The following is a 10,757-nucleotide window of genomic DNA, read 5'->3' as shown; positions in this document are numbered from 1 at the left end:
CGGGCGCGCGCACGACCGCCTGGCGCGGGCCCTGTTGCGGCGGTTCGGCGGTGATCCGGCGCGCGGGCAGCGCGCGGGCGGTGATCGGGCCGTAATGGCGTTCGGCATCGCGGAACACGCGGCGATGATCCACGTCGCCGACGACGACCAGATACGCGTTGGTCGGGGTGTACCAGCGCCGGTACCATTCGCGGGCGTCGTCCGGCTGCATGGCCTCGAGGTCGGGCATCCAGCCGATGACGGGCCGGCGGTAGGGATGGGCCTTGAAGGCGGTGGCCATGAGCTGTTCGTACACCAGGGCGCGCGGCTGGTCGTCGGTGCGCAGGCGGCGCTCTTCCTTGACGACCTCGATCTCGCGCCGGAAGGCGTCGTCGTCGAGCACCAGGTGCTGCATGCGATCGGCCTCGAGCGCCATCATCTCGGTCAGGCGGTCGGGCGGCACCTGCTGGAAGTAGGCGGTGTAATCCTTGCTGGTGAAGGCGTTGTCGCGCCCACCGACCGCGGCCACGCGCTTGTTGAATTCGCCCGGGCCGACGTTCTTCGTGCCCTTGAACATCATGTGCTCGAGCACATGGGCCACGCCGGACACGCCTTCCGGTTCGTCCATCGATCCGCTGCGGTACCACACCATGTGCACCACGGAGGGGGCGCGGCGATCTTCCTTGACGATGACCTTCATGCCATTGGTCAGCGTGGTCTCGTAGGGATTGGCGAGCGCCGTCACCGGCGTGGCGAGGGCGCTGCCGATAAGGGCAGCGCGGAGGAGGGTGCGGGCAAACGTCTGGAGAAACATGGACATGTCCTGCATCTGTTAGAATTCGCGGCGCTCCGCGGGGCTCGGTGGCGATTGCGCCGGTCGGACGGGGAGCCGCATCTTAACGTGATCGGCGACGGGTGCCCACGGCTGGCGTGGGGCCGTGCCGACGCGAAACGTCCCCTCTGACTCGAGCGTTTCATGTTTGGTTTCCTGAAGAAGAAGTTCGGCAAGAACGAGCAGGCCGAATCGGCCCCGCCATCGGCCGAAGAAATCGTCCAGCCGCAGGCGACCGATGTCGTCGCGCCGGCTGTCGAGGCGCCCGCCGCTGCCGAGTCCGTGGCGGTGGTCGAGCAGGTCGCAGTCGATGCCGTTCCGCCTGCCGGGCAGGTGCCTCAGGCGGAAGCACCTGTCGAAGCGATCCAGCCGGCCGTCGTGCCGGACGAGCCCGTTGCGCCGGTGCTGGTCGCCGCCGTGGTCACCCCTCCGGCGGTGGCCGAGGCGCCGGTGAAGCGCTCCTGGACCGATCGTCTCAAGGCGGGCCTGGCACGCACCCGCCAGCAACTGGGGGGCGGCCTCGCCAGCCTGTTCGGCCTGCGCAAGATCGACGAGGAACTGCTCGAGGAACTGGAGTCGACGCTGCTGATGGCCGACTGCGGCGTCGAGGCCACCCAGCACCTGATCGACGACCTGCGCCTGCGCTGGAAGCGCGACCGGCTCGAGACCGCCGACCAGTTGCAGCAGGCACTCGCCGACGGGCTGCACGGCATCATCGCGCCGCTGGAACAGCCGCTGGACATCGCGGGCCACCAGCCCTTCATCATCATGATCGCGGGCGTCAACGGCTCGGGCAAGACGACCTCCATCGGCAAGCTCGCCAAGTATTTCCAGGCCCAGGGCAAGAGCGTGCTGCTGGCTGCGGGCGACACCTTCCGCGCGGCGGCGCGCGAGCAACTGATGACCTGGGGCGAGCGCAACAACGTCACCGTCGTGGCGCAGGACGGCGGTGATGCCGCGGCGGTGATCTTCGACGCGATCAGCGCTGCGCGCGCGCGCGGAATCGACGTCGTGCTCGCCGACACCGCCGGCCGTTTGCCGACCCAGCTTCATCTGATGGAAGAGATCGCCAAGGTCCGGCGGGTGATCGCCAAGGCCGATGCGTCCGGCCCGCACGAGGTGCTGCTGGTGCTCGACGCCAACATCGGGCAGAACGCGCTGGCGCAGGTGAAGGCTTTCGACAAGGCGATCGGGGTGACCGGCCTGGTGGTGACCAAGCTCGACGGCACCGCCAAGGGCGGCGTGCTGGCCGCGATCGCGCGCCAGTGTCCCAAGCCGCTGCGCTTCATCGGCGTGGGCGAGGGCATCGACGACCTGCAGCCGTTCAAGGCGCGTGAATTCGTCGATGCGCTGTTCGAGCCCGGTGCGGCGGCGGTGAAGAGCGGAGCGGGCGAACGCGCATGATCGTCTTCGACGAGGTGGCCAAACGCTATGCGGGTGGCTACACGGCGCTGGCTGGCGTCAGCCTGGAGATCCGCCACGGCGAGCTGGTGGTGCTGTCCGGCCATTCGGGCGCGGGCAAGAGCACGCTGCTGAAACTGATCCCGGTCATCGAGCGCCCGACGTCCGGGCGTGTGCTGATCAATGGCCAGGACGTCTCGCACCTGCCCAGGGCGGCGACGCCCTACCTGCGGCGCAACCTCGGCCTGGTACTGCAGGAGAGCCGGCTGCTGTTCGACCGCAGCGTGTTCGACAACGTGATGCTGCCGCTGGTGATCACCGGCCATCCGCCACGCGATGCGGCCCGGCGTGTGGCTGCCGCGCTGGAGCGCGTGGGGCTCGACGGGCGTGGCAAGGAGATGCCTGCCGGCCTGTCGGGTGGTGAGCAGCAGCGGGTGGCGATCGCGCGCGCCATCGTCAACCGGCCGTCGATCCTGATCGCCGACGAGCCCACCGCGCACCTCGATCCGGCTTATGCGGCCGACATCGCCGATCTGTTCCGCTCGTTCAACGAAGCCGGCGTGACGGTGCTGGTCACCACCCACGATGCCTCGCTGTTCGCCGCCTGCCGCCCGCGTCGCCTGGTGCTGGCCAAGGGCCTGCTGACCGAGGACACGCGTCCGACCGGCCGTGCCGCGCACGAGGAGGTGGCATGAGCAACTGGTTCTACCTCCATTTTCGTGCCATTGCCCATGCGCTGCGCCGCATGCTCGGACAACCGGTGGGCACCTTGCTGTCGGCACTGGTGGTCGGCATCGCGCTGTCCTTGCCCGGCGGCGGCTATCTGGTGCTCGACAACGTGGCGTCGCTTGCGCGCGGCGTGTCGGGGACGCCCGAGATCAGCGTCTTTCTCGATGCCGGCGCACAGAAGGCCGATGCCGAGGTGCTCGAACAGCGGCTGAAGGGGCTGCCGGCGCTCGCCAGCTACCGCTACGTGCCACGCGACGAGGCGTTGAAACAGCTCGCCGCCAGCGGGCTGGGCGACGTGCTGGGCGGACTCGGCCAGAACCCGCTGCCCGATGCCTTCGTGCTGACACCTCACGGCGAGGACCCCGAGGTGTTCGAGCGACTGGCGGCCGAGATCCGCGCCTGGCCCAGGGTCGCGCACGTGCAGCTCGACTCGGCCTGGGTCAAGCGCCTTCACGCGCTGCTGGCGCTCGGTCGTTCGGCCGTGCTGATGCTGGCCGGGCTGCTCGGCTTCGCGCTCGTCATCGTCACCTTCAACACCATCCGCCTGCAGATCCTCACCCAGCGCCAGGAGATCGAGGTGAGCCGCCTGCTCGGTGCCACCGATCCCTTCATCCGCCGCCCCTTCTACTGGTTCGGCGGGCTGCAGGGGGCGCTGGGCGGTCTGGTGGCGCTGGGTACGGTGTGGCTCGGGGTGGGGGCGCTGGCGCAGCCGGTCGCACGCCTGGCCGAAACCTATGGTGCCGTGTTCACGCTCAGTGGGCCGGACTGGCGCGCGGCGCTGGCCATTGTGCTGTTCGCCACCTTCCTCGGCTGGCTGGGGGCGGCGATTTCGGTGCGCCGGCACCTTGCGAGCACTTGATTTCCTGTCATCGGGCCCTTATCTAATTAAGGTTGGTAGATGCGCGGCCTTCCGGCCGGGCTCTATCATCGTCGAGTGGCTTGGCTATAGGCTCAAGCAATCAAGTAGATCTCGATAATCAATTAGAGCAATTCAAGGATGGGGTCTAAACTACATTCCATCGAGTTTCGACACACCGTACCAACAACCCTTCTGGAGGATTTCAGATGTCGCTGATCAACACCCAGGTTCAACCGTTCAAAGCCCAAGCCTACAAGAACGGCAAGTTCATCGAAGTGACCGATGCCGATCTGAAGGGCAAGTGGTCCGTCCTGATCTTCATGCCGGCCGCCTTCACCTTCAACTGCCCGACCGAGATCGAGGACGCGGCCGATCACTACGCCGAGTTCCAGAAGGCCGGTGCCGAGGTGTACATCGTCACCACCGACACCCACTTCTCGCACAAGGTCTGGCACGAGACCTCGGCTGCCGTCGGCAAGGCCCAGTTCGCGCTGGTCGGCGACCCGACCCACCAGCTGACCCGTGCCTTCGACGTGCATATCGACGAGGAAGGCCTGGCCCTGCGCGGCACCTTCGTCATCAACCCGGAAGGCGTCATCAAGACGATGGAAGTGCACGACAACGCCATCGCCCGTGACGTGACCGAGACCGTCCGCAAGCTGAAGGCTGCCCAGTACGTCGCTTCGCACCCGAACGAAGTCTGCCCGGCCAAGTGGAAGGAAGGCGAGAAGACCCTGGCGCCGTCGATCGACCTGGTCGGCAAGATCTAAGCAGGTCGCTGCAATCACCCGGGCCGACCCGGCCCGGGCTGCACGCTACGCAGCCGGCCACGCGCCGGCTGCGTCGTATCCGGACCCCCGAAAACCGCGGCGGTCGCAAACAATCAAGGAAACCCCGTCATGCTTGACGCCAATATCAAGACTCAACTGAAAGCCTACCTGGAGCGGGTGACGCAGCCGATCGAGATCGTGGCGTCGCTGGACGACGGTCCCAAGTCGCAGGAAATGCGCGAACTGCTGCGCGATGTCGCCGAGCAGTCCGCACTGATCACCCTGACCGAGAGCGGCAACGATGCGCGCAAGCCGTCCTTCTCGGTCGGCCCCAAGGGCGGTGAAGGCCGCGTGCGCTTTGCCGGCCTGCCGATGGGCCACGAATTCACCTCGCTGATCCTCGCCCTGCTGCAGTCGGCCGGCTACCCGCCGAAGGTCGAGGCCGACGTGATCGAGCAGATCAAGAGCCTCGAAGGCGAGTTCAACTTCGAGACCTACATCTCGCTGTCCTGCCACAACTGCCCGGACGTGGTGCAGGCGCTGAACCTGATGGCGATCCTCAACCCCAACATCCGCCACACCATGATCGATGGCGCGCTGTTCCAGAAGGAAGTGGAAGAGCGCCAGATCATGGCGGTGCCGACGGTGTACCTGAACGGCCAGGAGTTCGGCCAGGGCCGCATGGAGCTGGGCGAGATCCTCGCCAAGGTCGATACCGGCGCCGCGGCGCGCGATGCCAGGAAGCTGTCGGACAAGGCGGCCTTCGACGTGCTCGTCGTCGGCGGCGGACCGGCCGGCGCGGCCGCGGCCATCTACGCGGCGCGCAAGGGCATTCGCACCGGCATTGTCGCCGAGCGCTTCGGTGGCCAGGTCATGGACACGATGGCGATCGAGAACTTCATCTCGGTGAAGTACACCGAAGGTCCGAAGCTGGTGGCCAGCCTGGAGGAGCACGTCAAGGAATACGAAGTCGACGTGATGAACCTGCAGCGCGTCGCCAAGGTCGTGCCGGGCAGCGCGGACGGCACCACGCTGGCTGAAGTCCAACTCGAGAATGGCGCCACGCTGAAATCGCGCACCGTCATCGTCGCCACCGGCGCGCGCTGGCGCGAGATGAACGTGCCGGGCGAGAAGGAGTTCCGCGGCAAGGGCGTGGCCTACTGCCCGCACTGCGACGGTCCGCTGTTCAAGGGCAAGCGCGTGGCGGTGATCGGCGGCGGCAATTCCGGCGTCGAGGCGGCGATCGACCTCGCCGGTGTGGTGGCCCATGTCACCCTGCTCGAGTTCGCCGATGAGCTGCGTGCGGACGCCGTGCTGCAGAAGAAGCTCTACAGCCTGCCCAACGTCACCGTCATCAAGAGCGCGCAGACCACGGAAGTCACCGGCACCGACAAGGTCAATGGCCTGGTTTACAAGGACCGCAAGACCGACGAGACGCACCGCATCGAGCTGGAAGGGATCTTCGTGCAGATCGGCCTGCTGCCGAACACCGATTTCCTGAAGGGCTCGCTCGAACTGAGCCGCTTCGGCGAGATCATCGTCGACGCCAAGGGTCAGACCTCGGTGCCGGGCGTGTTCGCCGCCGGCGACTGCACCACGGTGCCGTACAAGCAGATCATCATCGCGATGGGCGAGGGGGCGAAGGCCTCGCTGTCGGCCTTCGACCACCTGATCCGCACGAGCACGCCGGCCTGAACCGCGCGTTCGCTGTCGTAGAATGGATGCCCCGCCCAGTGCGGGGCATTTCGTTTTGCGCGGGCACTCTCGCGCGCAGCGCGCTGTCACAGCCCGCAATGTCCTGCCCGGGCGTGTCGTCCGGCCTCAACTCGGAGTCTTCCTTTGCTGTTCAACTGGTTCGAGCGCCGCGTCGACCCCTATCCCGATACGCCGCCGCTGCCGGCGCCCAAGCGCTTCTTCGCCTTCCTGTGGGCCGGGACCGAGGGCATGCGCCCCTTCATCCTCGGCATGATGTTGCTGACCGCGACCATCGGCGCCTTCGAGGCGCTGCTGTTCGCCATGCTGGGCAAGGTCGTCGACTGGCTGGCGGCGGTGGAGCCGGCGCGGCTGTGGGCGGACGAGGGCGGCAAGCTCCTGCTGCTGGCGGCCATCGTGCTCGGCAGCGTCGCGCTGGTGGCGGTTCAGACCATGCTCAAGCACCAGGCGCTGGCCGGCAATTTTCCGATGCGCCTGCGCTGGAAGTTCCACCGCCTGATGCTCGGCCAGAGCATGAGCTTCTATCAGGACGAGTTTGCCGGCCGGGTGTCGGCGAAGGTCATGCAGACCGCGCTGGCGGTGCGCGACACCTGCCTGATCATGACCGACATCCTGGTCTTCGTCGTCATCTACTTCGTCACGCTGACTGCGGTGGTGGCGAGCTTCGACCTGTGGATGCTCGCGCCCTTCCTCGGCTGGCTCACCCTGTATGCGGCCTCGTTGCGCTGGTTCGTGCCACGGCTGTCGAAGGTGTCGCGGGCGCAGGCCGATGCGCGCTCGCTGATGACCGGCCGCATCACCGACGCCTACACCAACATCGCCACCGTCAAGCTGTTCTCGCACGCGGGCCGCGAGGCGGGCTACGCGCGCGGCGCGATGCAGGAGTTCATGCACACGGTGCATGCGCAGATGCGGCTGGTGAGCAGCATCGAGATCGTCAATCACAGCCTGTCCATGCTGCTGATCCTGTCCACCGGCGGCGTCGCGCTGTGGCTGTGGAGTCACGGCGAGATCGGCGTCGGCGCGGTGGCGGCGGCCACCGCGATGGCGCTGCGCCTCAATGGCATGTCGCACTGGGTGATGTGGGAGATGGCTTCGCTGTTCGAGAACGTCGGCACGGTGCAGGACGGCATCAACACCTTGTCGCGGCCGCATGCGGTCGTCGACCGGCCGGATGCGAAGCCGCTGGTGGTCAGTCGCGGCGAGGTCCGCTTCGAGCACCTGGGCTTCGCCTATGGCGCCACCGGTCCCGAGGCGAAGCGCGTGATCGACGACTTCTCGCTGACGATCCGGCCGGGCGAAAAGATCGGCGTCGTCGGCCGCTCAGGGGCGGGCAAGTCGACCCTGGTCAACCTGCTGCTGCGTTTCTACGACCTGGAACAGGGCCGCATCCTGATCGACGGCCAGGACATTTCCACCGTGACGCAGGACAGCCTGCGCGCGCAGATCGGCATGGTGACGCAGGACACCTCGCTGCTGCACCGCTCGGTGCGCGACAACATCCTGTACGGCCGGCCGGCTGCGACCGACGCCGACATGGTTTCGGCGGCAGAACGCGCCGAAGCGCACGACTTCATCCTCGGACTGACCGATCCCAAGGGGCGCCACGGCTACGACGCCCATGTCGGCGAGCGCGGCGTGAAGCTGTCCGGCGGCCAGCGCCAGCGCATCGCGATCGCGCGCGTGATGCTGAAGGACGCGCCCATCCTCCTGCTCGACGAAGCCACCAGTGCGCTCGACTCCGAGGTGGAGGCCGCGATCCAGGCGAGCCTGTACCGGCTGATGGAAGGCAAGACCGTGGTCGCGATCGCGCACCGCCTGTCGACCATCGCGGCGATGGACCGCCTGGTGGTGATGGACAAGGGGCGCATCGTCGAGGAGGGCGACCATCGCAGCCTGCTGGCGCGCGGCGGTCTCTACGCGCGCCTGTGGGCACGCCAGAGCGGCGGTTTCCTCGGCGAGGCCGGCGAGAACGAGGACGAGGAGATCCTGCGGGCGGACGTGACGCCCGCCTGAGCGGGCGGCATCATTGCGCGGGCGATTGTCACGCCGGCGTGACAGTGGTCCGTGCCCGGGCCCGGGCGGAGCAATAGAATGTAGGCATGTCACGCAAGCGAGATACCCGTCTGACCGTGGATGACGCCCGCCATCGCCGCAGCGTCATCCTGGTCTATTTGGTGTCGGCCCTTCTGTTCGGCGCTCTGCTCTGGGTCGAGCTGGCGCGTATCGATCGCGCGTCCATGGCGGCGGCACGCGAGCGCGGCGCGGCCCTGTTCCGCCTCATCGAGATCACGCGTGACTGGAACGCACGCCACGACGGGGTCTATGTGCCGGTGACGCCCGACACCGGGCCGAATCCCCACCTTTCCCATCCCAGGCGCGACATCGTGACGGTGGACGGACGCGCGCTGACGATGGTCAATCCGGCCTTTATGACGCGGCAGATTTCCGAGCTGGCCGAACGCGCCGAGGGCGTGCGACTGCACATCACCAGCCTCCGGCCGATTCGGCCGGGCAACGATCCCGACCCGTGGGAGACCGCGTCGCTGACAGCCTTCGAGCGCGGTGCGCCGGAGGTGATGAGCCTGTTGCGCGAGGACGGCCGTCCGATCCACCGCTACATGGCGCCGCTGCGCATGACGGAGCCCTGCCTCCAGTGCCATGATCGCTACGGCTACAAGCTCGGCGATATCCGTGGCGGCATCTCGGTGACGATGCCGGCGGAGTCCCTGCTCGTGCTGCGCGACGCACAGCGCGTGCGTACGGCCGGCCTGTTTCTGGCGGCCGCTCTCCTGGCAGCGGGCTTGATCCACTACATGCTGATCGTGAACAGGCGCCACATGCGGGCCATTGCCCGCATGAACGCCGATCAGGAAAAGCTGATCGCACGGCGGACGGGCGAACTCGCGGCGAGTGAGGCGCGTTACCGGGCGATCTTCGACAGCACGGCCGAGGGCATCATGCTGCTCGACGCCGAGGCGCGCATCCAGCACATCAATCCGGCCTTCACCGCGATCACCGGCTACCAGGCCGGCGAGGTGCAGGGGCATGGTGTCGAGATGCTCGGCGCAGGGCGCCACGGCCAGGGCTTCTTCGACGACATCCGCAGGGCCTTGCTGGGCACCGGCTACTGGCAGGGCGAGATCTGGAATCGGCGCAAGAGCGGCGACGCCTACGTCCAGTGGATGTCGATCACCCGCGCCAGTTTGCCCGGCGAAGAGAGTGCCTACGTCGCCACGCTGACGGACATCACGCAGCGCAAGGAAGTCGAGCAGCGGATGCATTTCCGTGCGAACCACGACGCGCTGACGATGTTGCCCAACCGTGCCTTGTTCGCGGACCGGCTCGACGCCGCGATTGCTGCCTGGCATCGCCACCAGCGACCGTTCGCAGTGCTGTTCATCGATCTCGACCACTTCAAGGCGGTCAATGATCGCCTCGGCCATCCCGCTGGCGATGCGCTCCTCGTGGAGGCTGGGGCGCGGATCGCGTCCTGCCTGCGCGAATCCGACACGGTGGCGCGCTTCGGCGGCGACGAGTTCGCCGTACTGCTGACCGAGATCGAGGCGCGCGCCGCCGTTGAGGACATCGCGCAGCGGATCTGCGTCAAGCTGGCCGCGGGATTTGAGCTACCCCAGGGCGAGGCGCAGGTTGCCGCTTCGATCGGCGTCGCGATCGCGCCCGAGCATGGCACCGATGCGGAACTGCTGCAGCAGCATGCCGACGAGGCCTTGTACGCGGCCAAACGCGCCGGCCGCAATGGCTGGCGCGTCTATGCGCAGGACATCGACGGCGGGACGCCCGTCTAGCCGGCGAGGAGGGCGGCGGCCAGCGCTGCTGGCGTGTCCGCAGCCCGCCAGTGGGGCGCCATGTCGCCCGCTTCTAGGCTGCCGTAGCCCCAGGTCGCGGCGATGAAAGGCAGGCGGTTGGCGTCGGCCGATTCGCCGTCCTCGGCGCGGTCGCCGATGTAGATCGCGTCCTCGCGCGCGATGCCGCGGTCGGCCAGCAGGCGGGCGATCATCGTTGCCTTGTCGGGCAGGCGGGGCTGGAACATGTCCAGCGCGTAAACCGCCTCGAAGTGCTCCGCCCAGCCCAGGTGAGACAGGATCAGCTGCGTCGGAAGCAGGCGCTTGTTGGTGGCGATCGAGAGCCGGCAGCCGCCTGCCGTGAGCCGCTCGAGCATCTCGCCCACGCCGGCGTAGGCGGCGGTCTGGCGGTAGCCAGCGGTGTCGTAGCTGGCCTTGAAGTGGTCCGCGAGCTCCGCGATCAGTGCGGCGTCGGTGCGGCCCGTCAGAAGCTGCAGCGTTTCGGTCAGCGGCGGGCCGACGATGGATGCGTCGATGGCGCGGACCGGGGTGCAGCCCGCGCTGGCGAAGGCCTCGCGGTAGCTGGCGAGGATGGCCGGGGCGGAGTCGATCAGGGTGCCGTCGAGGTCGAACAGGACGTGCCGGTAGCGGGGCATGGTACGGGACGG

At 67.7% G+C, this 10,757-nt stretch carries 9 protein-coding genes; 7 read left to right on the top strand and 2 right to left on the bottom strand.

Annotation, left to right across the window (positions count from 1 at the left end; genetic code table 11):
* Positions 1–793 (bottom strand): M16 family metallopeptidase (locus C664_RS16620; protein ID WP_038012190.1); only part of this gene is annotated, 793 nt, incomplete at its 3' end.
* Between the two features lie 162 nt (positions 794–955).
* Between C664_RS16620 and ftsY the strand changes: the two genes are divergently transcribed.
* The 7 genes from ftsY (at position 956) to C664_RS16585 (ending at position 10,092) form a co-directional block, all read left to right on the top strand.
* Positions 956–2,215, top strand: a complete 1,260-nt coding sequence (ftsY, locus tag C664_RS16615) for a signal recognition particle-docking protein FtsY (protein ID WP_004264506.1) — start codon at positions 956–958, stop codon at positions 2,213–2,215.
* Positions 2,212–2,907, top strand: a complete 696-nt coding sequence (locus C664_RS16610) for a cell division ATP-binding protein FtsE (protein ID WP_004264505.1) — start codon at positions 2,212–2,214, stop codon at positions 2,905–2,907. Before ftsY ends, C664_RS16610 begins: the two co-directional genes overlap by 4 nt.
* Entirely contained in the window at positions 2,904–3,800 is an 897-nt protein-coding gene (gene ftsX / locus C664_RS16605; protein WP_004264503.1) for a permease-like cell division protein FtsX, read from the top strand. The genes C664_RS16610 and ftsX overlap by 4 nt, the downstream gene beginning before the upstream one ends.
* 206 nt (positions 3,801–4,006) lie before the next feature.
* On the top strand, positions 4,007–4,570 hold the full coding sequence (ahpC, locus tag C664_RS16600) for an alkyl hydroperoxide reductase subunit C (RefSeq protein WP_004264500.1): 564 nt from the start codon (positions 4,007–4,009) through the stop codon (positions 4,568–4,570).
* A 129-nt stretch (positions 4,571–4,699) separates the two neighbouring features.
* Positions 4,700–6,265, top strand: a complete 1,566-nt coding sequence (gene ahpF, locus C664_RS16595) for an alkyl hydroperoxide reductase subunit F (protein ID WP_004264497.1) — start codon at positions 4,700–4,702, stop codon at positions 6,263–6,265.
* 144 nt (positions 6,266–6,409) lie between these two features.
* Positions 6,410–8,299, top strand: coding sequence for an ABC transporter ATP-binding protein (locus C664_RS16590; protein WP_004264494.1), 1,890 nt, complete (start codon positions 6,410–6,412; stop codon positions 8,297–8,299).
* Positions 8,300–8,385: 86 nt separating this feature from the next.
* Positions 8,386–10,092, top strand: a complete 1,707-nt coding sequence (locus C664_RS16585; protein WP_004264490.1) for a diguanylate cyclase domain-containing protein — start codon at positions 8,386–8,388, stop codon at positions 10,090–10,092.
* Here C664_RS16585 and C664_RS16580 read toward each other — a convergent pair.
* Positions 10,089–10,745 (bottom strand): HAD family hydrolase, encoded by a 657-nt coding sequence (locus C664_RS16580; protein WP_004264487.1) that lies wholly within the window; start codon positions 10,743–10,745, stop codon positions 10,089–10,091. The two genes, C664_RS16585 and C664_RS16580, sit on opposite strands and share 4 nt — an antisense overlap.
* Positions 10,746–10,757: the final 12 nt, after the last annotated feature.

The sequence above is a fragment of the Thauera sp. 63 genome, from assembly GCF_000310165.2.
GTDB lineage: Bacteria > Pseudomonadota > Gammaproteobacteria > Burkholderiales > Rhodocyclaceae > Thauera > Thauera humireducens.
Note: the sequence above shows the minus strand (reverse complement) of the source record. Positions and strands in the feature narration are given on the sequence as shown.

Bases quoted from the DNA above. Each gene is read 5' to 3' on its own strand.
- ftsY (WP_004264506.1), top strand. From the start codon at position 956: ATGTTTGGTTTCCTGAAGAAGAAGTTCGGCAAGAACGAGCAGGCCGAA.
- C664_RS16610 (WP_004264505.1), top strand. From the start codon at position 2,212: ATGATCGTCTTCGACGAGGTGGCCAAACGCTATGCGGGTGGCTACACG.
- ftsX (WP_004264503.1), top strand. From the start codon at position 2,904: ATGAGCAACTGGTTCTACCTCCATTTTCGTGCCATTGCCCATGCGCTG.
- ahpC (WP_004264500.1), top strand. From the start codon at position 4,007: ATGTCGCTGATCAACACCCAGGTTCAACCGTTCAAAGCCCAAGCCTAC.
- ahpF (WP_004264497.1), top strand. From the start codon at position 4,700: ATGCTTGACGCCAATATCAAGACTCAACTGAAAGCCTACCTGGAGCGG.
- C664_RS16585 (WP_004264490.1), top strand. From the start codon at position 8,386: ATGTCACGCAAGCGAGATACCCGTCTGACCGTGGATGACGCCCGCCAT.
- C664_RS16580 (WP_004264487.1), bottom strand. From the start codon at position 10,745: ATGCCCCGCTACCGGCACGTCCTGTTCGACCTCGACGGCACCCTGATC.